The following is a 23,548-nucleotide window of genomic DNA, read 5'->3' as shown; positions in this document are numbered from 1 at the left end:
CCCGTGCCCACGGTCGGCCGGCCGAGGCCGGGCCCGGACGGGCTCGAGCCACGGCTGGGCGTGCCGCCGACGGGGCCGGGGCCCCGCCCGGCGGGACGCACGGCGGGGGCGCCGGGCAGCGTCGGCTCGCCGAGGTCGGGCACCAGTCGCAGCTCGGGCTGGGTGCGGGCGCGGTCGACGACCGTGCGCAGGTCGCGGCGCATCGACGCCGCGTCGGGGTAGCGGGCCGCCGGGTCCTTGGCCATCGAGCGGCGCAGCACGGCGTTGACGATGCGGGCCATCGGGTCGCCCTCGACGAACTGGGGGACGGGCTCGCTCAGGTGCGCCAGCCCGACCTCGACGTCCGTGCCGTGGTACGGCGGGCGCCCCGCCAGCGCGGTCCACAGCACGCAGCCGAGCGCGTAGATGTCGCTCGCGGGCGTCGCGGCCTCGCCGCGGCACCGCTCGGGCGCCATGTAGCCCATCGTGCCCGCGACCGACCCGGCGACCGTCAGCCCGGGCTGGCCGCCCTGGGCGATGCCGAAGTCGCACAGGTAGGCGTGCAGGTCGTCGCTGCGGTCGCGCAGGAGCACGTTGCTGGGCTTCACGTCACGGTGGATGACGCCCGCCTTGTGGGCGTCGTGCAGGCCACCGGCCGTCTGCGCCACGATCTCGGCGGCCTCCCGCACGGGCATGCCCTCGCCCTGCTTGATCGCCTGGCCGAGGTCGCCCCCGGTGACGTACTGCGTCGCGATGTAGAGGCAGCCGTCCTGCTCGCCGTGGTCGTAGATGTGGATGATGTGCACCGAGTCGAGCCGGGCGAGCACCGAGGCCTCCCGGACGAACCGCTCCTGGTAGTCACCCTGGGCGGCGTACTGCGGAGCGAGCACCTTGAGGGCGACCGTGCGTCCGAGGCCGGCCTGCTCCGCGGCGTACACCACGCCCATGCCGCCCTGGCCGATCTGGTCGGTGACGCGGTAGGAGCCGAACTTGTCGCCCACTTCGGGGAACTTCGCCACGTCGGCCTCCTTCGCTCGTCTGCGTGCCGGCGCCGGTGGGGACGCGTCGGGGGAGGGAGGACGCGTCGGCCCGTGGCCGTGCTGCCCGGCGACCGTATCCCACGGCGGTCCCCGTCAAACGCACCGACCGCGCCGCGCGGGCGGCGGCGGGGACGGGCGGCTCAGGAGGTCCAGCGCAGGGTCGCGATGATCGCGCCCACCTCGGCCTCGGAGGCCGCCGACGGGGTGTCGGCCGCCTGGCTGATCGTCATGGTGTGGACCGTGGTGCCGCGGACGGTGATGAACTGGTGGACGTCGTAGGGCTGGCCGCCGGGCGCCAGCAGCGTCGCCGACTGGTAGGCGGCGTTGACGCCGTCGATGCCCACGACGGTGCCCATCTCGACGTCGGTCGCGCCGACCTGCTCCAGCGCCTGGCTCGAGCCCACCATCACCTGGCCGAGCGTCGTGCCGGACGGCACCGCCTCCTCGACCGTGTTGACGTTGTGGGCGAAGGTCCCTTCGGGCGAGGCGTCGACCACCACCGAGGTGAACGAGGCGGACGCCTCCTGCGTCTCCCACCCCTCCGGCACGCGGTAGGTGAACGCCCCCGCGTCGATCGTGGGTCCGGTGACCGGGTCGGCGGTGGCGGCGGCGGGGTACGGCGCCGCGACCGGCGCGCCGTCGTCGCCGGTCGTGTCGGTCGCGTCCTCGGCGGGCTCGGTGGGCTCGTCGCTCGCGTCGTCGGTGGCGTCGGTCTCCTCCGGTCCGGCGCTCGTGGTGGCGTCCTGCGACGCGGCGGTGTCGTCGGGCTCGTCGTCGCCGCCGCGGACGAGCAGCCCCACGGTCACCGCGGTCACCGCGACCACGGCCACCACCGCGGCGACCGCCCAGGCGGTGGCCCGGCGACGGGCGCCCCCGGGGGCGCCCGGGCCGGCGCCGGTGGCCGGCTGCGGGAACGCGGTGCTCCCGCCCGTCCCGTGGCCCGTCCCGTGGCCCGTCCCGCGACCCACACCGGGCGGCAGCGGGGGCAGGGCGCCGTTCGGGTGGGTCGGGCCGGCCGGCGGGGTGGCGGGTGGGGTGGCGGGTGGGGTGAGTGCCGACGGCGGTCCCTGGCGGCGCGCGGTCGCCGCGACCTCCCGCAGCGCGTCGCGCATCGCGGTGGCGTCGCCGTACCGCTGGGCCGGGTCCTTCGCCAGGCTGCGGCGCAGGACCTCGTTGAGCGGGCCGAGCACCACGGGGTCGCCCGGCAGCTGGGGCACGGGGGCCTGCAGGTGCTGCACGCCGACCTCGACGTCGCTGCCGCGGTACGGCGCGTGGCCCGTCACGGCGGCCACCAGGACGCAGCCGAGGGCGTAGACGTCGGCGGCCGGCGTCGCCGCCTCGCCGCGGCAGCGCTCGGGGGCGAGGTAGGAGATGGTGCCGGCCACCGCGCCGGCGGTGGTCAGCCCGCTGCCCGCGGCCTGGGCGATGCCGAAGTCGCAGAGGTAGGAGAAGGGGTCGCTGCTCCCCGCCCGCAGCAGGATGTTGCTCGGCTTCACGTCGCGGTGGAGGATCCCGGCGCGGTGGGCGTCACCCAGCGCGTCGGCCACCTGGGCGGCGATCGTCGCGGCGGCCGGCAGCGGCAGCGCGCCGTGGGTGGCGAGCATGCGCCCGAGGTCGCCGCCCCCGACGTACTGCGTCGCGAGGTAGAGGCAGCCGTCGATCTCGCCGTGGTCGTAGACGTGGATGACGTGGGGGGAGTCGAGCCGGGCGAGCGCGGCGGCCTCGCGCCCGAAGCGCTCCCGGTAGTCGGCCTGGCGGGCCAGGTGGGGTGCGAGCACCTTGAGCGCGACCGTGCGGTCGAGCCCGGCCTGCCGGGCGGCGAACACCACGCCCATGCCGCCCTCGCCGATCACGCCCGTCACCAGGTACGGCCCGAACGTCTCACCCACCTGCGGGTACTGCGCCACCGCTCGTTCCCCCGTCCTCGCACCGACCGCCCGGTCGGCGGCGCCGCCCGTGCCGGCACCGCGACCCATCATCGCCCACCCCGCCGACCCTCGTGGCCGGGGAGCCGTGCCGTCGGTCATGATGACCCGCATGCCGAAGACCAACCCCGGGAACTTCTTCGAGGACTTCGCCCTCGGTCAGGTGATCGAGCACGCCACGCCGCGCACGATCACCGAGGGCGACCGCGCGCTCTACGGCGCGATCTACCCCACGCGCTTCGCCGTGCCGTCCTCGGCGCGGTTCGCCGCCTCGGTCGGGCTGACGCCCGCCCCGGTGGAGGAGCTGCTGGCCTTCCACGTGGCCTTCGGCAAGACGGTGCCGGACGTGTCGCTCAACGCGGTCGCGAACCTCGGGTACGCCGAGTGCCGGTTCCACCGCCCGGTCGTCCCCGGCGACACGCTGTCCACGCGGTCCGAGGTCATCGGGCTGAAGGAGAACTCCAACGGCCGCACCGGCGTGGTGTGGGTGCGCTCGACCGCCACCGACCAGGCGGGCGAGGTCGTCATCGACTGGGCCCGGTGGGTGATGGTGCACAAGCGCGACCCCGAGGCGCCGGCGCCGGAGACCGTCGTGCCGCGGCTGGCCGACGCCGTCGCCGTCGAGGACCTCGTCGTGCCCGCCGGGCTCGACTTCACGTCGTACGACGTGGTCGCCGCCGGGGAGCCGCACCGCCTCGGTGACTACGAGGTGGGGGAGCGCATCGACCACGTCGACGGCGTCACCCTCTCCGAGGCCGAGCACATGATGGCCACCCGCCTGTGGCAGAACACGGCCAAGGTGCACTTCAACGCGGAGGCCCGGCCCGACGGCCGGCGCCTGGTCTACGGCGGCCACGTGATCTCCCTGGCCCGCGCCCTGTCGTTCAACGGCCTCGCCAACGCCCAGCTCGTCGCCGCGATCAACGCGGGCGCGCACACGGCCCCGGCGTTCGCGGGCGACACCGTCTACGCGTGGTCCGAGGTGCTCGACGTCGCCGAGACGCCGGCGCCCGGCGTGGGTGCCCTGCGCCTGCGCCTCGTCGCGACCAAGGGCCGCGACGAGACGATGACGCTGCGCGGCGAGGACGGCAAGCACGCCCCCGGCGTGCTGCTCGACCTCGACTACTGGGCGCTCGTCCCGCGCTGAGCCGACGGGGCCCGGCTCGGCACCGGGCTCAGAGCCGGCCCAGCTCCTCCTCGAGGTCGTCGAGCCCGAGGGCGCCCAGCGACAGCGCCGCCATGTGCCACGCCTTGAGGTCGAAGGCGTCGCCGTGCGCGGCCCGCGCGGCCTCGCGGCCGGCCAGCCAGGCGCGCTCGCCGAGCTTGTAGCTGATGGCCTGGCCGGGCCAGCCGAGGTAGCGCACGATCTCGGAGTCCATGAAGTCGCCCGGCCGCCCCGAGTGCATCCCGAAGAACTCGCGCGCCAGCGCGGGTGTCCAGGTCTCGCCGGGGGCGAGCGGGGAGTCGTCGGGGATGCGGTAGCCGAGGTGCATGCCGATGTCGATGACGACGCGGATGGCCCGCATGACCTGCGCGTCGAGGTAGCCGATCCGCGTCTCGGCGTCGAGGTGGCCCAGCTCGTCCATGAGGCGCTCGGCGTACAGCGCCCAGCCCTCGGTGGCGCCGCTGGAGGACCCCAGCGTCGTCTGGTACGTCGAGAGGCTCGGCGCGACGTGCACCCACTGGGCCAGCTGGAGGTGGTGGCCCGGGACGCCCTCGTGGTACCAGGTGCTGACGAGGTCGTAGACCGGGAAGCGCGTGCGCCCGAGCGTCGGGAGCCAGGTGCGGCCCGGACGGGCGAAGCCGATCGACGGCCGGGTGTAGTACGGCGCCGCGGCGCTGCCGGGGGGCGCGATCATCGCCTCGACGGTGCGCAGCGGGGGAGCGATGTCGAAGTGGGTGCCGTCGAGCTCGGTGATGGTGCGGTCCATCATCGCCTGCAGCCAGTCGCGCACCTCGTCGACGCCCTCGACCGCGCGGCCGTGCACGTCGAGGTGGCGCATGGCCTCCACGGGCGAGGCGCCGGGGAGGATCTCGTCGGCCAGCACCTCCATCTCGGCGCGGATGCGCCGCACCTCCTCCCAGCCCCACGCGTACGTCGCGGCCGGGTCGATCGTCGCCCCGGCGACGCGGCGGGCGCCGAAGACGTAGCGGTCCTCGCCCACGGCGTCGGGGGTGCCGGCGGCGGCGGGCAGGTAGGTGCGGGCGAGGTAGGCGCGCAGGTCCCTGACCGCGGCGGCCGCCCGGTCGGCGGCGGCGCCCAGCTCGGCGCCCAGCGTCTCCGGGCCGCCGGCCACGAAGCCGTGGAACCAGGACGCGGGCCCGGCGGTCCAGGCGTCGAGCTGGCCCACGAGGGTCTCGACCTGCAGGGGCGCCGCGAGCAGGCCCCGGCGGCGGCCCTCCTCGAGCGCGGCCGTCCACGACGTGTAGGCGTCGGGGACGCGGCTCATCCGCCGCGCGACGGTCGCCCAGTCCTCCTCCGTCGCGGTCGGCATGACGTCGAAGGTGCTGCGCACCGACTGGGCGGGACCCATGAGGTTGCGCACGGTGCGCAGGTGCTCGCCCCGCTCGAAGGCCTCGACCTCGACCCCGAGGCGGTCGCGCAGCAGGCGGGCGCAGCGCGCCTCGAGCTCGTCGTGCGCGGCGCCGTCCCGCTCGAGCGCCGTGAGGTCCGCCAGCGTGCGCCGCGCCAGGTCCGCGCGGGCGGCCGCGCCGTCGGGGGACAGGTCGGGGAGGCGGTCCTCGTGCTCGACCAGGCCGATGCTGCTGCTGACCAGCGGGTCGAGCTCGCCGACGGCGTGCAGGTAGGCGTCCGCGAGCGCGCGTGGCGTGGCGGGGGTGGGCGGGGTGACCGGGGTCGAGGGTGCGTCCGACATGCTCCCATCCTGCAACCGGCCCGCCTGCGCCCCGCGGCGGGCCCCGGGGGAGGATCGGGGACATGGCGATCCTCATCGTGCGGCACGGCGAGACCGAGTGGAGCCGCGACGGGAGGCACACGTCGGTCACCGACCTGCCCCTGACGCCGGTGGGCGAGGAGCAGGCCCGGGCGCTGGCGCCCCGGCTGGCGGAGCGCGACGTGGCCCTGGCGCTGACCAGCCCACGGGCGCGGGCACGTCGTACCGCTGCGATCGTCGGGTTCGGGGCGGCCGAGGTGGACGAGCGGCTGGTCGAGTGGGACTACGGCGACCTCGAGGGCCGCACCACGCCGGAGGTCCGCGAGGACCTCCCCGGGTGGACCGTGTGGACCGGCGACGTGCCCGGCGGGGAGACCGCGGCCCAGGTGGGCGCGCGGTGCGACGCCGTGCTCGCCGACGTCGTGGCGCGCGTCGACGTGCGGGAGCGCGACGTGCTGCTCGTCGCGCACGGCCACCTGCTGCGCGTGCTGGCCGCGCGGTGGCTGGGGCTGCCGCCGGACCACGGCCGCCTGCTGCGTCTCGACACGGCCCGGCTGACCGAGCTCGGGCACGAGCGCGAGCAGCAGGTGCTGCTGCGCTGGAACGCCTGACCCCGCCCCCGCCCGGTGCTTGACGGCGTCGGACCCGGGACAGCACGGTAGGACGCATGCTCGTCGCGGGATGTCCTCGGTGCCCGTCCCCGGTCACGGAGTGGCAGGGCACGTGGGCGTGCGGCGCGCACGGACCGACCGCCCCGCTGTGGCGGCCCCACGAGGTCACGTACGACGCGTTCGCCGAGCAGCTGCGCCGCACCCCGGCGTTCCCGACGTACCTGCCGTGGCCGCTGGGCCCCGGCTGGCAGGTGAGCGACTTCGCGCTCGTGGGCGCCGACGAGGCGAGCACCGCGGCCACCCTGACCTGTGCGTCCGGCCTCAGCGCGCTGGACGGGCCCGTCGAGGTGCTGGTCGTGGCGGAGGAGCCGGGCGTGGGCCTCGGCGCCCGCTGCGCCGGGACGACGGCGCCCGACCCGGGCGGCCAGGTCGGCCGCGGCACCCCCGACGTGCGCGTGCGCATCGGCACCCAGGCCGTGCCCCTGTGGACGGTGTCCACCAGCGGCGACGACGAGCGCTTCGACCGCTCGGTGCTGGCCGGCGAGGCGCTCGGACGGTGGCTGTGGCTCGTGCTGCGCCCGGCCTCGGCCATCCTCCTGCTGCGCGACGACTGGATCCTGCGCGACGTCTCCGGGCTCGGGCCGCCGCTCGTCGAGCTGCCGTTCGGCGGTGAGCGCCCCACCTGGTGAGCAGGCCGGCCGGGGGGCTCCCGGTGCGGCGCGCGGACGCCGGGGTCCTAGGGTCGGGGGGTGCGCATCGACCTGCACGCCCACTCCAGCGTCAGCGACGGCACCGACACGCCCGCCGAGCTGGTGCGGGCCGCGGCCGCCGCGGGGATCGACGTCCTCGGCGTGACCGACCACGACACGAGCGCCGGCTGGGCGGCGGCGGCCGTCGAGGCGGAGGCGCTCGGCGTCGCGCTGGTGCGGGGCATGGAGGTCAGCACCCGGTTCCGCGGCCGCGGCGTGCACCTGCTCGCCTACCTGCCCGACCCGACGTACCCCCCGCTGCTCGCCCGCCTGCGCGCCGTGCTCGAGGGCCGGGACGCCCGCGTGCCCGGCATGGTGGACCGGCTGCGCCACCTGGGCGTCGACCTCACGGTCGAGGCGGTACGGCGCGTGGCCGGCCCCACCGCGGCCGTCGGGCGCCCGCACGTGGCGGACGCGCTCGTCGAGGCGGGGTACGTCGCGTCCCGCGCGGAGGCCTTCGACCGCTACCTGAGCCCGGGCCGACCGGCGTACCACGGCCGCGCCGCGGTCGAGCTCGAGGACGTCCTCGACGTCGTGCGCGGCGCCGGCGGCGTCTGCGTCGTCGCGCACCCGTGGGGCCGCCACGACCCCGGCGTGCTCGACGCCGCGGGCCTGGCGCACCTGCGCGAGCGCGGCCTCGTCGGCGTCGAGGTCGACCACCAGGACCACGACGCCGCCGCCCGCGCCGAGCTGCGGGGCATCGCGGGGGACCTCGACCTGGTGGTCACCGGGTCGAGCGACTACCACGGCACGGGCAAGGTCGACCACGACCTCGGGTGCAACCTGACGGCCCCCGACGAGCTCGCCCGCCTGCTGGCCGCGGCCGCCGACGCCGCGCGGGCGGCGAGGCGGCCCGGCACCCCGGTGCTGTGGCACGGGCGGGCACCGGTCTGAGGGTCCCGGGCCGCCGCCGGGCTCAGCGCCCCAGGCGCTGGAACCGCAGCAGGACCGGGGTGGGCACGGCGCGCGCGAGGCCGACGAGCGCCCGGTAGCGCCGCGTCGGCACGACGAGCGCCCGGTTCGCCTCGACCGCGGCGAGCGCCTCCCGCACGACCACCTCGGGCTGCAGCCACAGCGCCCGCGGCGCCGAGCCCCGCTCGACGCCCATCCGGCCGTGGAACTCCGTGCGCACGAAGCCGGGGCAGACCGTCGTCACCCGCACGCCGTGCGGGCCGTACTCCTGCGCCGCCCACACCCCGAACCGGTTCACCCACGCCTTCGCGGCGCCGTAGGTACCCCGGGGGAGGAACGCGGCGACGCTCGAGACGTTGACGACCGTGCCACCGCCGCGCTCCACCATCCCGGGCAGGGCCGCGTGGGTGAGGCGGAGGACCGCGGTCACGAGCACGTCGAGCATGGCCTGCTCCGCCTCGACGTCGGCGTCGAGGAACCGCTCCTTGAGCCCGAAGCCGGCGTTGTTGACCAGCCACCCCACGGGGCGGGCGGGGTCGGCCAGGCGGGCGGCGACGCGGTCCACGTCGGCGCGGTCGGCCAGGTCGGCGGCCAGCGTCTCGACGTGGACGCCGTGGCGCCGCGCGAGCTCGTCGGCGGCCTGCGCGAGCCGCGCCTCGTCGCGGGCGACGAGCACGAGGTCGAGCCCGCGGGCGGCCAGCTGCTCGGCGAACTCGCGGCCGATGCCGACGGTCCCGCCGGTCACGACGGCGGTGGTGCGCCCCGTCGTACCGGGGCGGGGGGCAGGGGCGGGTGCGGGGGAGGTGCTGGTCATGTCCGCATCATGACGGGTCCGCCCGCATCCCGTGCGGGGCCCCGCTGCTCGTGCATGATGGGGCGCCATGGGCACCGTTCTCGCGATCGCGAACCAGAAGGGCGGCGTCGCCAAGACGACCTCCGTGGCCTCCCTCGGGGCGGCGCTCGCCGAGCTCGGGCACCGCGTCCTGGTCGTCGACCTCGACCCCCAGGGCTCCCTCACCTTCTCCCTCGGCGTCGACCCCGAGGACCTCGACGTCTCCGTGCACCAGGTGCTGACCGCCGGACTGCCCGCGCAGGAGGCGATCCTCGCCACCGAGGACGGCGTGGACCTGCTGCCCGCCACCATCGAGCTCGCCCGCGCCGAGGCCGAGCTGCTGACCCGCACCGGGCGCGAGCAGGTGCTGCGCGCCGTGCTCGAGCAGCTGGCCGACGACGGCGTCGAGCACGACTGGGTGCTGCTCGACTGCCCGCCCTCGCTGGGGGTGCTCACCGTCGCGGCGCTCACGGCCGCCGACGGCGTCGTCATCCCGCTGCAGTGCGAGACGCTCTCGCACCGCGGGGTCTCGCAGCTGCTCGACACCGTCCACGACGTGCGGCGCTTCACGAACCGGGGGCTGGAGGTGTGGGGCGTGCTCCCCACGCTGTACGACGGACGCTCCACCCACGCGCGCGCCGTGCTCGAGTCCATCCCCTCGACCTTCGAGCTCGACGTGTTCGAGCCGCCGATCCCGAAGACCATCCGGTTCGCCGAGGCGCCGGCGCGCGGCCGCTCCATCCTCGCCACCGCGCGGAGCACGAAGGGCGCCGAGGCCTACCGCGCCGTCGCGGGCGCCCTCGTGGAGCGCGGGGCCCGCGCGCGCTGACCGGCCCGGACCGTTCACGCACCGAGGCCCGGTGCCCGCACCACCGGGGTGGTCGGGCACCGGGCCTCGGTGCGTGCGGCTGTGCTGCCGGCGTGGTCGCTCAGGCGTCGGTGGCCGCGGCCGGGGCGGGGGCGTTCGAGCCCTCGCCCGCCGACTCGCCGGCCGGACGACCGGCGCCACCGCGGGAGCGGCGACGGCGACGACGCTTCGGGGCGCCGCCCTCGCCACCGCCCTCGCTGCCGCCCTCGGTCGGGCCTGCGGCGGGAGCGGTCACGGTCGTGGCCGCCCCGGTGCCCGCCCCGGTGGTGGGCGCGTCCCCGTCGACGGCCTGGCCGCTGCGGGTCCGGGTGCGCGTGCGGTTGCGGTTGCCGGTCGGGCGGTCGCCCTGGCGGCGCTCCCGCGGCTCGCGCGAGGGGGACTCGCGGGGCTCCCGGGGCTTCTCGGGCACGATGCGGCCCTTGGTGCCCTCGGCGATGCCCATGTCGGTGTAGAGGTGGGCGGAGGTCGAGTAGGTCTCCACCGGCTCGTCGAACGGCAGGTCGAGGGTCTTGTTGATGACCTTCCAGCGCGTCACGTCGGCCCAGTCGACGAACGTGACGGCGACACCCGTGGCGCCGGCGCGGCCGGTGCGACCGATGCGGTGCACGTAGGTCTTGTCGTCCTCGGGGCACGTGTAGTTGATGACGTGGCTGACGCCGGCGACGTCGATGCCGCGGGCCGCGACGTCGGTCGCGACGAGCACGCGCAGCTTGTCCTCGCGGAACTTGGCCAGCGCCTTCTCGCGCGCGGCCTGCGCCATGTCGCCGTGCAGGGGGCTGGCGGCGAACCCGCGCTCGGCGAGGTCGTCGGCCACCCGCTGCGCCTGGCGCTTCGTGCGGGTGAAGACGATGACCTTGTCGGAGACCTCGGCCTGCAGGATGCGGCCGATGATCTCGGGCTTGTCGAGGTCGTGCGCCTGGTAGACGAACTGCGCCGTCGCGGGCACGGTCGCGTTCTCGTACGACGACTCGGCGCGGATGTTCATGGGGGTGCGCATGTGCATGCGGGCCAGCGCGACGATCGCCGAGGGCATCGTGGCGGAGAACAGCATGGTCTGGCGCGAGTCCGGCGTCTTCGCGAGCAGCCGCTCGACGTCGGGCAGGAAGCCGAGGTCGAGCATCTCGTCGGCCTCGTCGAGCACGAGCGAGCGCACGTGCGACAGGTCGAGGGCGCGGCGGTTCGCGAGGTCGAGCAGGCGGCCGGGGGTGCCGACGACGACGTCGACACCGCTCTCGAGCGCCTCGAGCTGCGGCTCGTAGCCGACGCCGCCGTAGACGGTCAGCACGCGGATGCCGCGGTCGGTGCCCGCCAGCTTGAGGTCGTTCGACACCTGCAGGGCGAGCTCGCGCGTGGGGGCGACGACGAGGGCCTGCGGCTTGCCGGCCGGCAGCGCGTCGTACCCGGGGTCGCCGGCGGCGACGCAACGCTGGAGCACCGGGATGCCGAAGGCGAGGGTCTTGCCGGTGCCCGTGCGGGCCTGGCCGATGAGGTCGGTGCCGGCCAGCGCGACCGAGAGGGTCATCTCCTGGATGGCGAACGGGGTGACGATGCCGGCGCGCTCGAGGGCGTCGCAGATCTGCGGGTGCACGCCGAGCGTGCGGAAGGTGGTGGTCAGTGTCCTCTTCGCTTTCGTGAGCAGGTCGGTGTGGCCGACCCGTCGACGCGCGCCGCCCGCGGCGCCGGGAGGGGCTTGCGGTTGCGGCGGGAGAAAGAGGTCTGCCACGCACATGCCGGCGGGGACGTCCCGCCGATCACCGGGTGCGGTCCCGCGTCGGCCGTCCGGGGGTCCGGGTGGGGCTCAGGAGGGGCGCGGGGTGCGCTCGGTGCCACCCAGTGTATCGCCTAGGCTGCGCCGCATGAGCGATTCCCCCGCCGGCGCCCCCTCCGCCGCGCTCGAGGACCCGGTGTACCGGGCCGCGGTCGTGGACCTCCTGGGCGCCGTGGCGTACGGCGAGATCTCCGCGTTCGAGCGCCTGGCGGAGGACGCCAAGCTCGCGCCGACGCTCGAGGACAAGCTCGAGCTCGCCACCCTCGCGGCCAGCCAGCTCGCCGAGCTGGACGCGCTGCGCGAGCGGCTCGTCGAGCTGGGGGCCGACCCGTTCGAGGCCATGGCCCCGTTCCGGCGGCCCATCGAGGACTTCCACCGCCACACCGCCCCCGCCGACTGGTGGGAGAGCCTCGTCAAGGCGTACGTCGGGGACGGGCTCGCCGCTGACTTCTACCGCGAGGTCGCCGCGTTCCTCGACCCGGCCACCCGCGACCTCGTCATCGCCACGCTGGGGGACACCCGGCACTCCGAGTTCGTGGTCGACCGCGTGCGCGCCGCCTTCGAGACGCAGCCCCGGCTCGCCGGCCGCCTCGCCCTGTGGGGTCGCCGCCTCATGGGGGAGGCGCTCACCCAGGCCCAGCGCGTGGCCGCCGAGCGCGACGCGCTCTCCGCCCTGCTCGCCGGGGGAGTGGCCGACGCCGGCCTCGACCTGGCCGCGGTCGGCCGCATGTTCACCCGCATGACGGAGCAGCACGCCGCCCGCATGACGAAGCTGGGGCTGGCCCACTGAGCCGCCCACCCACCGGCCCGCCGGCCCGCCCGGCCGCCGGGGAGGCCCCCGGTACGCCGCTGCCGCCCGTCGTGCTCGTCGCGCCGGCGATGGCGATCGGGTCGGGCTACTACCGCCCGCTGGTCGAGGAGATCCGCGCCCGGGGCTGGGAGGCGGAGACGCTGCCGCGCCGGGGCCACGAGGCCGACGGCGTCCGCGCGTCGCGCGCGCACGACTGGGGCTACGCCGACGAGATCGACGAGATGGCCGCCGCGGTGGCGCGCCGGCGGGCCGCCGAGGAGGACCGGCCGGTCCTCCTGCTCGGCCACAGCATGGGCGGGCAGATGGCGGTCGGCCACCAGCTGACGCGCGACCCGGCCGACGGCCTCGTGCTCGTCGGCGCGTCGCTGCCGCACCACGTCCTCTACCCGCGGCGCGGGCCGGGCATCGTCGCGCTCGCCGCGCTGGTGCCGGCCGTCACGGCCCTCGTCGGGCACCACCCGCGACCGCTGTTCGGCGGGCCGGGCGGACGGACCCTCATGCGCGAGTGGGCCTGGATGGCGCTGACGGGGCGCCCGCCGTACCGGACCGGGCGGGGGCTCGGCGGCCCCGTGCTGTCGGTGACGCTCGAGGGCGACCGGATGGCGCCCGAGCGGGCCAACCGGGTGCTGGCGACGCGGTGGGCGGGCGACGCCGCGCGGGTGACGCACTGGACGTACCGCACGCGGGACGTGCCCGAGGGCGGCAGCAACGACCACGTGCGCTGGGTGCGCTCGCCGGGACCCGTGGTCGACCGGCTGGTGGCGTGGTGGGAGGCCGCAAGGGCCGGGGGAGCGGAGCGCCCGGACGCCGCGGCGACCGGGCACCCCGCGGGGGCTCAGCCCCGGAAGCCGACGGCGCCGACGCTCGGCGAGCCGATCTCGACGTAGGCGAGCTTCGCGACCGGCACGATCACGCGGCGGCCCTTCGTGTCGGTGAGCTCGAGCAGGTCGCCGGCGCCGCGGACGAGGTCGGCGACGGCGTCGGCCTCGAGGTTGGTCTCGACGACGATCTCGCGCGGGGCGTGCTGGACGCCGATCTTGATCTCCATGGGGTTCCTCCGCAGGTTGGTCGGGGCCGCGGGCGGCCCGGACGGTCGGTCGGACGGGTGGTGCGGGTGGGTCGGGCGGTGCGGTGACGCTGCCGGTACGACGACCGCTCAGGCCGGCGTGCCGTCCTCGTGCTCGTCGTGCTTGGGGTAGCCCCGGATCCCGCGCCAGGCGAGGCCCGACACGAGGTCGACGGCCTGCTGGATCGTGATGCCGGAGGTCTCCGAGAGCCAGAACCGGGCGCTGACCTGCGCCATTCCCACCAGCGACACGGCGAGGAGCCGCGCGGCCTCGTCGGGCAGGCCGGTGTCGTCGCGGATCACGTCGGCGACGAGCTCGGCGGTCTCGGAGGTGACGCGCTCGACCTGGGCGCGCACGGCCGGCTCGCTCGTCAGGTCGGACTCGAAGACGAGCCGGAACGCGCCCGTCTCGGCCGCGACGTAGTCGTAGAACGCCTTGATGGCGGCGGTGACGCGCAGCTTGTTGTCGCCGGTGGAGGAGAGCGCCTCGCGGCACTGCGCGATCACGGCGGCGCAGGACTCGTCGAGCAGCGCCAGGTAGAGGTCGAGCTTGCCCGGGAAGTGCTGGTAGAGGACGGGCTTGGAGACCCCGGCGCGCTCCGCGATGTCGTCCATCGCCGCGGCGTGGTAGCCCTGCGCGACGAAGACCTCCAGCGCCGACTCCAGCAGCTGCGCGCGGCGCTCCCTCCGGGGGAGCCGACCGCCGCGGGGGCGTGCGCCCCCGCCGAGTGCGAAGTCTCCGATGCCCACGTCGTTCTCCTCGTCTCCATCTCCCTGCGGCACGGCCGCGGCGCCCGAGCCTACCGTCCGGATGACGGACGGCTGCGGGGCGGTCGGGGCGGGCGGCGGGAACATGGGGACCGCGGTCGGTGTTGGCCGATCACCAGGCCCCTCGCGGGGCTCCGTCCCGGACGAGGAGAACCCGTTGTCCTTCCCTGCACTCGTGGAGCCGGCCGACGAGCTGACCGTCGACGAGGTCCGCCGCTACAGCCGCCACCTGATCATCCCCGACGTCGGGATGACGGGGCAGAAGCGGCTGAAGAACGCCAAGGTGCTGGTGATCGGCGCCGGCGGTCTCGGCAGCCCGGCGCTCATGTACCTGGCGGCGGCCGGCGTGGGCACCCTCGGCATCGTCGAGTTCGACGAGGTGGACGAGTCGAACCTGCAGCGCCAGATCATCCACGGCCAGTCCGACGTCGGGCGGCCCAAGGCGCAGTCGGCGAAGGAGTCGGTGCAGGAGATCAACCCGCTCGTCGACGTCGTCGTCTACGAGGAGCGCCTCGACAACGACAACGTGCTGCAGGTCTTCGAGGGCTGGGACCTCATCGTCGACGGCACGGACAACTTCGCGACGCGCTACATGGTCAACGACGCGGCGTACTTCTTGAAGATCCCCTACGTGTGGGGCTCGATCTACCGCTTCGACGGCCAGGCGTCGGTCTTCTGGCCCCACGCGGTCGACGAGGACGGCACCTCGGCCGAGGCGCCCTGCTACCGCTGCCTCTACCCCGAGCCGCCCCCGCCGGGCATGGTCCCCTCGTGCGCCGAGGGCGGCGTGCTCGGCGTGCTCTGCGCGTCGATCGGCTCCATCCAGGTCAACGAGGCCATCAAGGTGCTCACCGGCGCCGGCGAGCCCATCGTGGGCAAGCTGATGATCTACGACGCCCTCGAGATGGAGTACCGCAAGCTGAAGGTCCGCAAGGACCCCAACTGCGCGCTCTGCGGGGACAACCCGACGGTCACCGGTCTCATCGACTACGAGTCGTTCTGCGGCGCGGTCTCCGACGAGGCCGCCGACGCGGCCGCCGGCTCGACCATCTCCGTCGTGCAGCTCGAGCACATGCTGAAGGAGCGCGAGGAGGGCACGCGCGACTTCGTGCTCGTCGACGTGCGCGAGCCCAACGAGTACGAGATCAACAAGATCCCCGGCTCCGTCCTCATCCCCAAGGGCGAGTTCCTCAACGGCAACGCGCTCGCCGACCTCCCGTCGGTCGACTCGGGCACCCAGGTCGTCCTGCACTGCAAGAGCGGCGTGCGCTCGGCCGAGGCCCTCGCGGTGATCAAGGGCGCCGGGTACGACGACGCCGTCCACGTCGGCGGCGGCGTGGTCGCCTGGGTCAACCAGATCGACCCGAGCCAGCCGGCGTACTGAGCCAGCCGCACCAGCCGCACCGCACCGGGGCCCGGCGAGCACGACGCTCGCCGGGCCCCGGTGCGTCCGGGCCGGCAGCAGGACCGGGGCCCGGGGCGCAGACCGCCGCGTAACTGGCCGCGACGTGTGTCGTTCGTCACCACATGACCCCCTCTCGGACCTCCCTCCCCGTCCGCGCCGGCGCCGTCCTCGCCGTCGGCGCCCTCACCGCCGCGCTCGGCACCGCCACCGCCCCGTCCGCCTCCGCCGCGCCCCGCACGACCTGGGCCGACGCGGACACCGCCGCCATCCACCCGGGCGTGCAGATGTACACCGAGGGCGGCCAGTGCACCGGCAACTTCGTCTTCACCGACGCCGACGGCGCGACGTACGTCGGGTACGCCGCGCACTGCGCCGGCACCGGGGAGGCGACCGACACCGACGGCTGCGAGGCGGGCTCCCTGCCGCTCGGCACCCGCGTCGACTTCGTCGAGGGCGGGTCGCTGCTGGGGGCGGGCACCCGGGTGGGCGGCGGCACGCTCGTCTACTCGAGCTGGCTGGCCATGGAGGCGACGGGCGAGACCGACGCCGACACGTGCGCCTACAACGACTTCGCGCTGGTCGAGGTCGACGCCGCGGACGCCGGCGACGTCAACCCGTCGGTGCCCTTCCACGGCGGCCCCGTCGCGCTCGCGACCGACGGTGCGGCGGCCGGCTCCACCGTCTACTCCTTCGGCAACTCGAGCCTGCGCGCCGGCATCGAGCTGCTCTCGCCCAAGGTCGGTCTCAGCCTCGGCCAGAGCGGTGGCGGCTGGACCCACTCGGTCTACACCCTCACCCCCGGCGTGCCGGGCGACTCCGGCTCGGGCTTCCTCGACGCGCAGGGCCGCGCGCTCGGCACCCTGTCGACGCTCGCCCTCGCGCCCCTGCCCGCGTCCAACGGCGTGGGCGACCTGTCGCGCGAGCTGGCGTACGCCCAGCAGCACTCGGGCATCGCCGGGCTCGCGCTCGTCCCGGGCACGGAGCCGTTCCGGGGGCTGCTCGGCTGAGCACCCGGAGGATCTCGGGCGGCTCCCTCGTGGAGGGGGCAGGAGGAGGGGGTCGGCCCGCGCCGGCCCCCTCCGTCCGCCGTACCCGGGAGACTGGCGCCATGAGCACCGACGAGCGCTTCGCCGAGGCCGTGCTGCGGGTCGTCGAGGCCGTCCCCCCGGGGCGCGTGACGACGTACGGCGCGATCGCCGACGTGGTGGGCAGCGGCCCGCGCCGCGTCGGCTCGGTCCTGGCGCGCGACGGCGGGGGCGTGCCGTGGTGGCGGGTCGTGCGGGCGGACGGCTCGCACCCGCCCCAGATCCGCGACCGCTCGGCGGTCGAGCACGCCGCCGAGGGCACCCCGCGGCGCCCCTCGGGGCGCGTCGACGTCGCCGCCGCCTTCTGGCAGCCGGACCCGGGTCCCCCTAGGGTCGGGCCGGACGCGGACCACGGCGAGGGGGACTGATGGAGCAGAGCGCACCGGCGACGAGGGTGATGGTCGTCGACGACCACCCGATGTGGCGCGACGCGGTCGAGCGCGACCTCGTCGCCGCCGGCTTCGAGGTCGTCGCCGTCGCCGCCAACGGCACCGAGGCCCTCAACCGCTTCAAGGCCGCGCGCCCGCAGGTGGTCGTGCTCGACCTGCAGATCCCCGAGCCCAGCGGCGTCGAGGTGACGGCACAGGCGCTGGCCCACGACCCGTCGGCGCGGGTGCTCATCCTGTCGGCCTCCGGCGAGCAGGCGGACGTGCTCGCCGCGGTCAAGGCGGGCGCGACCGGCTACCTCGTGAAGTCGGCGTCGCGGGAGGAGCTGATCGCCGCGGTGCGCCGCGTGCACGCCGGCGACACCGTCTTCACGCCGGGCCTGGCCGGGCTCGTCCTGGGGGAGTTCCGCCGCATCTCCGGCGGCGACGCCCCCGACGACGGTGCGCCGCAGCTCACCGAGCGCGAGACGGAGATCCTCCGGTTCGTCGCGAAGGGCATGTCCTACAAGCAGATCGCGGAGCGGCTCGTGCTGTCGCACCGCACGGTGCAGAACCACGTGCAGAACACCCTGCGCAAGCTGCAGCTGCACAACCGGGTCGAGCTGACGCGTTGGGCGATCGCGCAGGGTCTCGAGGACCTCGACGACCCCGCCGGCGACGAGGACGCCTGACGGTGGGGGAGCCGACCGACGCCGTCGTCACGGAGGCCGACGCGCTCTACGCGCTGGCGCCGGGTGACTTCACGGCCGCCCGGGACGCACGGGCCAAGGAGCTCAAGGGCGAGGACGTCGAGCTCTCGCGCGCCGTGAAGGCGCTGCGCCGCCCGTCGGTCGCGGCGTGGCTGGTCAACCAGCTGGTGCGCCACGAGCCCGCCCGGGTCGAGGACCTGCTGTCGGTCGGGGCCGCGCTGCGGGAGGCCCAGGACTCGCTCTCGGCCGACGACCTCCGGGCGTTCACCCGCCAGCGCCGCCAGCTGACGGCCACCACGACGACCCGGGCCCGGGCGCTGGGCCGCGAGCTCGGCACCCGGGTGAGCGAGTCCGTCGCGGAGCAGGTCGAGGCGACGCTCACGGCCGCCATGCTCGACGCCGGCGCCGGGGAGGCCGTGCGCACCGGCCTGCTGACCGCCGCGCTCGAGACCGCCGGCCTCGACCCCGTCGACGTCGACGCCGCGCTCGCGGTCCCGGGGGCGACCGGGCACGTCGCCACGCCCGTCCAGGCCGACGACGCGGACGGCGACGACGCCGACGACGCCGACGGCGCCGGCGGGGGGCGGGGGCCGGGGCTGCACGTCGTACCAGACCCGGACGAGGCCGCGCGCGTGCGTGAGGAGGCGGAGCAGGCGCTCGCCGCCGCCGAGGAGCGCCTGGCCGCGAGCGAGGCGGAGCTGGCCGACCTCGACGCGGAGGTCGACGAGCTGGAGGCCCGCGGCATGCAGGCCCAGGCCCGCGTCGACGAGCTGCGGGCGCTGCTCGTCGAGGCCCAGGACGCCCAGGCCCGCACCGAGGACGAGCTGGCGGACGCCGAGGACGCGCGCGCCGAGCACCAGGAGACGGTGGAGGCCGCGCGCACCGAGCGCGACGAGGCCGCCGCCGCCCTCGCCCGGCTGGACGAGGCGTGAGGGGCCCGGGCGTCGGTGGACGCCACCGGGCGCGGGGGAGCACAGTGGCAGCGCGTGACCGGGCACAGGGGTGCCCCGGCCCGCGGGAGGACCGGCCTCGGGCCGGGGACGGAGGAGCACGTGGCTGAGCGGACCAGCGCGACGGGCGGTAAGACGGGTGCGACCGCCGCGGGTGGGGCCGCTGCGGCGACGCCCGCGGAGGAGCCCGGCCTGCAGCGGGTGATGGGGCCCGGCCTGCTCCTGCTCTTCATCATCGGCGACATCGTGGGCGCGGGGATCTTCGCGATCACCGGCAGCGTCGCGGGGCAGGTCGGCGGCGTCGCGTGGCTGCCGTTCGTCGTCGCGTTCGCCATCGCCACCGTCACGGCCTGCTCCTACCTGGAGCTGGTCAGGAAGTACCCCCAGGCCTCCGGCGCGGCGCTCTACGTGCACAAGGCCTTCGGGATGCACTTCGTGACGTTCATCGTCGCGTTCACGGTCATGTGCTCGGGCATCACGAGCGCGTCGACCTCCTCGAGCCTGGTCGCCACGAACCTGCTGCAGGGTCTCGACGGCGTGTTCGGCGGCGTCCCGACGGGCACGGTGGCCACCCTCGTCACGGCGCTGGCCATCATCGTGGTGCTCGGGCTCATCAACCTGCGCGGCGTCGGCGAGAGCGTGAAGTTCAACGTGGTGCTGACGCTCGTGACCGTCCTCGCGCTGGCGATCGTCATCGGCATCGGCATGTGGACCGCGGTCAGCGGCGAGGGCGACCTCGGCCGCATCGTGGTGTTCGAGAGCGAGGGCGACAAGAACCTGTTCGCGGCGGTCACGGTCGCGACGGCGATCGCCTTCTTCGCGATGGTCGGCTTCGAGGACTCGGTCAACATGGTCGAGGAGACCAAGGACCCGATGCGCATCTTCCCGCGGATGATGCTGACCGGCCTGGGGATCTGCGTCCTGCTCTACATCCTGGTAGCCGTCACGGTCGTGCTCGTCATCCCGATCGACGACATCGCGAACCCGGAGAACCCGAACGCGGGCATCCTCCTCGACGTGGTGCGCATCGGCGCCCCGGGCATCCCGGTCGACACCATCTTCCCGTTCCTGACGGTGTTCGCCGTCGTCAACACCGCCCTCATCAACATGCTGATGGCGAGCCGGCTCGTCTACGGCATGGCCCGCCAGGGCGTGCTGCCGCGGGCGCTGGGACACGTGCTGCCCGGCCGGCGCACCCCGTGGGCGGCCATCGTCTTCACCACCCTGCTGGCCATGGGCCTCATCACCTACGTCCGCCTGCAGGACGGCACGAGCATCGTCGGCGCCCTCGGCGGGACCACCGCGCTGCTGCTCCTCGCCGTCTTCGCCGTCGTCAACGTCTGCGTCCTCGTGCTGCGGCGCGACCCCACCCCCGAGGGCGCCTTCCGCGTGCCCACCGTGCTGCCCGTCGTCGGCGCCGTCGCCTGCGCCTACCTCGTCGGCCCGTGGGCGCGCCTGCCCGAGCAGTTCATCCAGTAGCGCATCGGCGGGGTCCTGCTGCTCATCGGCGTCGGGCTGTGGGCGCTGACCTGGTTCGGCAACCGCGCGCTGCGCCAGGAGCGCACCGGGTTCCGCGACATCGAGCACCTCGAGGACTGAGCCCGGCCCGACGGGGCTGTCCGCCTGCCGCGACGGTTCCGTCGGGCGGTGCGTGCCGTCGTACCCTGGGACGGTGAGCATCCCCGACCTGTCCACCCTCCACGCCCTCGGCGCGGCGCAGCAGCCGACGTACCCCGACCCGGCCGCCCTCGAGTCCGCCGTGACGACGCTGCGGACGGCGCCCCCGCTGGTGTTCGCCGGCGAGTGCGACGACCTGACGACCAAGCTGGCCGCGGTCGCGCGGGGCGAGGCGTTCCTGCTCCAGGGCGGCGACTGCGCGGAGACGTTCGCGGGCGTGACGGCCGAGAACGTGCGCAACAAGCTGCGCGTGCTCCTGCAGATGGCGGTCGTGCTCACGTACGCCGCCAAGGTGCCGGTCGTGAAGGTCGGGCGCCTCGCGGGTCAGTACGCGAAGCCGCGCTCCTCCGACCTCGAGACCCGCGACGGCGTCACCCTGCCGGCGTACCGCGGCGACGCGGTGAACGGCTACGACTTCACCGAGGCCTCCCGGGTGCCGGACCCCCAGCGCCTCGTCGACGTCTACAACGCCTCGGCCGCGACGCTCAACCTCGTGCGCGCCTTCACCACGGGCGGGTACGCCGACCTGCGCCAGGTCAGCACGTGGAACACCGACTTCGTGCGCAGCTCGCCCATCGGGCAGCGCTACGAGGCCCTCGCGGGCGAGATCCAGAGCGCGCTCGACTTCATGTCGGCCATCGGGGCGGACCCCGTCGAGTTCCACAAGGTCGACTTCCACTCCTCCCACGAGGCCCTCGTGCTGGAGTACGAGCACGCCCTCACGCGCATCGACTCGCGCACCGAGCAGCCCTACGACGTGTCGGGCCACTTCGTGTGGATCGGCGAGCGCACGCGCCAGCTCGACGGCGCGCACGTGGAGCTGCTGAGCCACATCAAGAACCCGATCGGCGTGAAGCTGGGCCCCACGACGAGCGCCGACGACGCGATCGCGCTGGCCGCCAAGCTGAACCCGGAGAACATCCCGGGCCGCCTCACCTTCATCACCCGCTTCGGCGCGGGCAAGATCCGCGACGGGCTGCCCGAGCTGGTCGAGAAGGTCACGGCCGCCGGCCTGCAGGTCGCCTGGGTCTGCGACCCGATGCACGGCAACACGTTCACGGCGAGCTCGGGCTACAAGACCCGCGCGTTCGAGGACGTCATCGACGAGGTGCAGGGCTTCTTCGACGTGCACCGCGCGCTGGGCACCTGGCCCGGCGGCCTCCACGTCGAGCTCACCGGTGACGACGTCACCGAGTGCGTCGGCGGCGGCGAGGAGCTGGCCGAGATGGACCTCGGCAACCGCTACGAGTCGGTCTGCGACCCGCGCCTCAACCGCGTGCAGTCCCTCGAGCTGGCCTTCCTCGTCGCGGAGATGCTGCGCGCCACCCCGCGCGACTGATGGCGGCCGACGCCGGCACCGACCGACCCGACGGCCCCGTCGTCGACCTCCGCTCCGACACCCTGACGCGGCCCACCGAGGCGATGCGCCGGGCGATGGCCGGGGCGGAGGTCGGTGACGACGTGTACGGCGAGGACCCGACGGTGCGGGCGCTCGAGGAGCGGGTCGCCGCGCTGCTCGGCCACGAGGCCGCGCTGTTCTGCCCCACGGGGTCGATGGCCAACGTGCTGGCGCTCCGCACGCTGGTCGGGGTCGGCCAGGAGGTGCTCTGCGAGGCGCAGGCGCACGTCGCCCGGGCCGAGCTGGGCGCCCACGGCGCCTACACGGGGCTGACGATGCGCACCTGGTCGCACCCGACCGGCGGCGTCGACCTGGACGCGGTCGCGTCGATGTTCGCCCCGGACCTCGGGCCGTTCTTCGTGCGGACCACCGCGATCGCGGTGGAGAACACCCACAACTTCGCCGGCGGCACCGTCGTGCCGCTCGCCGACCTCGAGGCGCTGAGCGCCTTCGCGCGGGCGAACGGCGTCGGCGTCCACCTCGACGGCGCGCGGATCTGGAACGCGCACGTCGCCACGGGCGTCCCGCTCGCGACGTACGGCGGACTCGTCGACGTCGCCGCGGTGTGCCTGTCCAAGGGCCTGGGTGCGCCGGTCGGCTCCCTCGTCGTCGGCTCCGCGGACGCGATCACCGAGAGTCGCGTGTGGCGCAAGCGGATGGGCGGCGGGATGCGGCAGGTCGGTGTCCTGGCCGCCGCGGGCCTCCACGCCCTCGACCACCACGTCGAGCGGCTGGCCGACGACCACGCCCACGCCCGGCTGCTCGCGGAGGCCTGGGGTGTCGACCCCGCAGGCGTGGCCACCAACATCGTCGTGCGCGACGTGCCCGACGCGCCGGCCCACGTGGCCGCCGCCCGCGCCGCCGGTGTGCTCGTGTCGGCGGTCGGCGCCCGCACGGTGCGCCTCGTGACCCACCTCGACGTCACCCGCGCGGACGCCGAGCGCGCGGCCCGCGTGCTCGCCACCCTCTGAGCCGGCTCCTCAGGACGTCGGGCGGTCCTCCAGGTCGGCCGCGGGCGCACCCAGCAGCTCGAGCTCGCTCACCGGTGTCCGGTCGGCCCCGGCGTGGCCGGACACGGCGAGGATCTCCACGTGCACCGTCCCGGTCCGGGTGGCCGGCACGGCGAGGCGCTGCAGGCCGCGGTCGCGCTCGAGGTCGTGCTCCACGCGGCGGCCGTCGTCGAAGGACCACCGCACCCGGGTGACCACGCGGTTGCGCTCGTACCAGTCGACGCGCGCGCCGTCGGCGTCCACGTCGGTCTTGGCGTAGCCGTTGACGAGGCCGACCGAGGTCACCACGACGTCCTCGTCGAACGTCACGGTGAGGGTCTCGCCGGTGCCGTCACCGGCGACGCGCCACGCGGTGGTCGCGTCGCCGTCGACCAGGTTCGCGGGCCGGTAGCTGACCGGGGTGCCGTCCAGGCCGACCCCGTCGGCGGCGGTGTCCGTCGCGCTCGCGCGACCCAGGGGCGAGAGGTCACGCGGCTCCGGCACCGGGGGCGCCGACGGGTCCGCGGACGGTGTGCTGCCCACGCCGTCGACGGAGCCGCTCCCACCGGCGCCGCCCGCGGTCGGGGTCACCGGCGCGGGGCCGGTCCCCGGGTCGCGCTGGTCGCGCTCGAGCAGGAACGCGCCGGCGACGACCGTCCCGACGAGCAGCAGGAGCAGCGCGACCGCCAGGGTCGGGAGCAGCGCGCCGCGGCGGCGGCGCTGCCGGGCGGGCGCGGGCTCCGCC

General features: G+C 75.4%; 23 protein-coding genes. 15 read left to right on the top strand and 8 right to left on the bottom strand.

The window, feature by feature from the left end:
* The coding region (locus tag KK617_RS14990; RefSeq protein ID WP_277500901.1) for a serine/threonine-protein kinase at positions 1–998 on the bottom strand (998 nt) is incomplete at its 3' end.
* Positions 999–1,159: 161 nt separating this feature from the next.
* Positions 1,160–2,926, bottom strand: a complete 1,767-nt coding sequence (locus KK617_RS14985) for a serine/threonine-protein kinase (protein ID WP_277500900.1) — start codon at positions 2,924–2,926, stop codon at positions 1,160–1,162.
* A gap of 130 nt (positions 2,927–3,056) precedes the next feature.
* Here KK617_RS14985 and KK617_RS14980 point away from each other — a divergent pair, with 130 nt between their 5' ends.
* A complete protein-coding gene (locus KK617_RS14980; RefSeq protein WP_277500899.1) occupies positions 3,057–4,091 on the top strand; it encodes a MaoC family dehydratase in 1,035 nt (344 codons plus the stop codon).
* Positions 4,092–4,119: 28 nt separating this feature from the next.
* Here KK617_RS14980 and KK617_RS14975 read toward each other — a convergent pair whose 3' ends face one another.
* On the bottom strand, positions 4,120–5,820 hold the full coding sequence (locus KK617_RS14975; protein WP_277500898.1) for a DUF885 domain-containing protein: 1,701 nt from the start codon (positions 5,818–5,820) through the stop codon (positions 4,120–4,122).
* 62 nt (positions 5,821–5,882) lie between these two features.
* Between KK617_RS14975 and KK617_RS14970 the strand changes: the two genes are divergently transcribed.
* From KK617_RS14970 to KK617_RS14960, 3 genes are read left to right on the top strand one after another with little or no spacing between them, the layout of a single operon-like run.
* Positions 5,883–6,449, top strand: a complete 567-nt coding sequence (locus KK617_RS14970; RefSeq protein ID WP_277500897.1) for a histidine phosphatase family protein — start codon at positions 5,883–5,885, stop codon at positions 6,447–6,449.
* A gap of 56 nt (positions 6,450–6,505) precedes the next feature.
* Positions 6,506–7,138, top strand: coding sequence for a DUF6758 family protein (locus tag KK617_RS14965; RefSeq protein WP_277500895.1), 633 nt, complete (start codon positions 6,506–6,508; stop codon positions 7,136–7,138).
* Between the two features lie 60 nt (positions 7,139–7,198).
* Positions 7,199–8,092, top strand: coding sequence for a PHP domain-containing protein (locus KK617_RS14960; RefSeq protein ID WP_277500894.1), 894 nt, complete (start codon positions 7,199–7,201; stop codon positions 8,090–8,092).
* A gap of 22 nt (positions 8,093–8,114) precedes the next feature.
* On the opposite strand, the gene KK617_RS14955 is transcribed toward KK617_RS14960, so the two are convergent.
* Positions 8,115–8,924, bottom strand: a complete 810-nt coding sequence (locus KK617_RS14955) for an SDR family oxidoreductase (RefSeq protein WP_277500893.1) — start codon at positions 8,922–8,924, stop codon at positions 8,115–8,117.
* A 67-nt stretch (positions 8,925–8,991) separates the two neighbouring features.
* Here KK617_RS14955 and KK617_RS14950 point away from each other — a divergent pair, with 67 nt between their 5' ends.
* The gene (locus KK617_RS14950) at positions 8,992–9,771 is read left to right on the top strand and encodes a ParA family protein (RefSeq protein ID WP_277500891.1); all 780 of its coding nucleotides are present in this window, start codon (positions 8,992–8,994) and stop codon (positions 9,769–9,771) included.
* Between the two features lie 100 nt (positions 9,772–9,871).
* On the opposite strand, the gene KK617_RS14945 is transcribed toward KK617_RS14950, so the two are convergent.
* Positions 9,872–11,449: a DEAD/DEAH box helicase gene (locus KK617_RS14945; protein ID WP_277500902.1), complete on the bottom strand. Its 1,578-nt coding sequence runs from the start codon at positions 11,447–11,449 to the stop codon at positions 9,872–9,874.
* 217 nt (positions 11,450–11,666) lie between these two features.
* Between KK617_RS14945 and KK617_RS14940 the strand changes: the two genes are divergently transcribed.
* Together KK617_RS14940 and KK617_RS14935 are read left to right on the top strand one after the other, a co-directional pair.
* Positions 11,667–12,368, top strand: coding sequence for a ferritin-like fold-containing protein (locus KK617_RS14940; RefSeq protein WP_277500890.1), 702 nt, complete (start codon positions 11,667–11,669; stop codon positions 12,366–12,368).
* 71 nt (positions 12,369–12,439) lie between these two features.
* Positions 12,440–13,276 (top strand): alpha/beta hydrolase, encoded by an 837-nt coding sequence (locus KK617_RS14935; protein WP_277500888.1) that lies wholly within the window; start codon positions 12,440–12,442, stop codon positions 13,274–13,276.
* Here the strand turns inward: KK617_RS14935 and KK617_RS14930 are convergent.
* Both KK617_RS14930 and KK617_RS14925 read right to left on the bottom strand, forming a co-directional pair.
* Positions 13,225–13,437, bottom strand: a complete 213-nt coding sequence (locus tag KK617_RS14930; RefSeq protein WP_277500887.1) for a DUF3107 domain-containing protein — start codon at positions 13,435–13,437, stop codon at positions 13,225–13,227. The two genes, KK617_RS14935 and KK617_RS14930, sit on opposite strands and share 52 nt — an antisense overlap.
* Positions 13,438–13,545: 108 nt before the next feature.
* A complete protein-coding gene (locus KK617_RS14925) occupies positions 13,546–14,205 on the bottom strand; it encodes a TetR/AcrR family transcriptional regulator (RefSeq protein ID WP_277500886.1) in 660 nt (219 codons plus the stop codon).
* A 175-nt stretch (positions 14,206–14,380) separates the two neighbouring features.
* Here KK617_RS14925 and moeZ point away from each other — a divergent pair, with 175 nt between their 5' ends.
* The 8 genes from moeZ (at position 14,381) to KK617_RS14885 (ending at position 22,785) form a co-directional block, all read left to right on the top strand.
* Entirely contained in the window at positions 14,381–15,607 is a 1,227-nt protein-coding gene (gene moeZ / locus KK617_RS14920) for an adenylyltransferase/sulfurtransferase MoeZ (protein WP_277500885.1), read from the top strand.
* A gap of 143 nt (positions 15,608–15,750) precedes the next feature.
* Positions 15,751–16,635 (top strand): hypothetical protein, encoded by an 885-nt coding sequence (locus KK617_RS14915; RefSeq protein WP_277500884.1) that lies wholly within the window; start codon positions 15,751–15,753, stop codon positions 16,633–16,635.
* Positions 16,636–16,736: 101 nt separating this feature from the next.
* Complete coding sequence (locus KK617_RS14910; protein ID WP_277500883.1) at positions 16,737–17,081, top strand: MGMT family protein; 345 nt, start codon at positions 16,737–16,739, stop codon at positions 17,079–17,081.
* Positions 17,081–17,770 carry a response regulator transcription factor gene (locus tag KK617_RS14905; protein ID WP_277500882.1) on the top strand — a complete coding sequence of 230 codons (690 nt, stop codon included), beginning with the start codon at positions 17,081–17,083 and terminating at the stop codon, positions 17,768–17,770. Before KK617_RS14910 ends, KK617_RS14905 begins: the two co-directional genes overlap by 1 nt.
* A 2-nt stretch (positions 17,771–17,772) precedes the next feature.
* Entirely contained in the window at positions 17,773–18,720 is a 948-nt protein-coding gene (locus tag KK617_RS14900; protein ID WP_277500881.1) for a hypothetical protein, read from the top strand.
* Positions 18,721–18,840: 120 nt separating this feature from the next.
* Positions 18,841–20,217 (top strand): APC family permease, encoded by a 1,377-nt coding sequence (locus KK617_RS14895; protein ID WP_277500880.1) that lies wholly within the window; start codon positions 18,841–18,843, stop codon positions 20,215–20,217.
* Between the two features lie 193 nt (positions 20,218–20,410).
* Positions 20,411–21,754, top strand: a complete 1,344-nt coding sequence (locus KK617_RS14890; protein WP_277500879.1) for a 3-deoxy-7-phosphoheptulonate synthase class II — start codon at positions 20,411–20,413, stop codon at positions 21,752–21,754.
* On the top strand, positions 21,754–22,785 hold the full coding sequence (locus tag KK617_RS14885) for a GntG family PLP-dependent aldolase (RefSeq protein WP_277500878.1): 1,032 nt from the start codon (positions 21,754–21,756) through the stop codon (positions 22,783–22,785). The genes KK617_RS14890 and KK617_RS14885 overlap by 1 nt, the downstream gene beginning before the upstream one ends.
* Before the next feature lie 9 nt (positions 22,786–22,794).
* On the opposite strand, the gene KK617_RS14880 is transcribed toward KK617_RS14885, so the two are convergent.
* The coding region (locus KK617_RS14880; protein ID WP_277500877.1) for a discoidin domain-containing protein at positions 22,795–23,548 on the bottom strand (754 nt) is incomplete at its 5' end.

This window comes from Nocardioides sp. ChNu-99 (assembly GCF_029493445.1).
Lineage (GTDB): Bacteria > Actinomycetota > Actinomycetes > Propionibacteriales > Nocardioidaceae > Nocardioides.
Note: the sequence above shows the minus strand (reverse complement) of the source record. Positions and strands in the feature narration are given on the sequence as shown.

What these genes read in the sequence shown, in the direction of transcription:
- KK617_RS14980 (WP_277500899.1), top strand. Translation starts at nt 3,057, where the DNA reads ATGCCGAAGACCAACCCCGGGAACTTCTTCGAGGACTTCGCCCTCGGT.
- KK617_RS14975 (WP_277500898.1), bottom strand. Translation starts at nt 5,820, where the DNA reads ATGTCGGACGCACCCTCGACCCCGGTCACCCCGCCCACCCCCGCCACG.
- KK617_RS14970 (WP_277500897.1), top strand. Translation starts at nt 5,883, where the DNA reads ATGGCGATCCTCATCGTGCGGCACGGCGAGACCGAGTGGAGCCGCGAC.
- KK617_RS14965 (WP_277500895.1), top strand. Translation starts at nt 6,506, where the DNA reads ATGCTCGTCGCGGGATGTCCTCGGTGCCCGTCCCCGGTCACGGAGTGG.
- KK617_RS14955 (WP_277500893.1), bottom strand. Translation starts at nt 8,924, where the DNA reads ATGACCAGCACCTCCCCCGCACCCGCCCCTGCCCCCCGCCCCGGTACG.
- KK617_RS14950 (WP_277500891.1), top strand. Translation starts at nt 8,992, where the DNA reads ATGGGCACCGTTCTCGCGATCGCGAACCAGAAGGGCGGCGTCGCCAAG.
- KK617_RS14940 (WP_277500890.1), top strand. Translation starts at nt 11,667, where the DNA reads ATGAGCGATTCCCCCGCCGGCGCCCCCTCCGCCGCGCTCGAGGACCCG.
- KK617_RS14930 (WP_277500887.1), bottom strand. Translation starts at nt 13,437, where the DNA reads ATGGAGATCAAGATCGGCGTCCAGCACGCCCCGCGCGAGATCGTCGTC.
- KK617_RS14915 (WP_277500884.1), top strand. Translation starts at nt 15,751, where the DNA reads ATGACCCCCTCTCGGACCTCCCTCCCCGTCCGCGCCGGCGCCGTCCTC.
- KK617_RS14910 (WP_277500883.1), top strand. Translation starts at nt 16,737, where the DNA reads ATGAGCACCGACGAGCGCTTCGCCGAGGCCGTGCTGCGGGTCGTCGAG.
- KK617_RS14905 (WP_277500882.1), top strand. Translation starts at nt 17,081, where the DNA reads ATGGAGCAGAGCGCACCGGCGACGAGGGTGATGGTCGTCGACGACCAC.
- KK617_RS14885 (WP_277500878.1), top strand. Translation starts at nt 21,754, where the DNA reads ATGGCGGCCGACGCCGGCACCGACCGACCCGACGGCCCCGTCGTCGAC.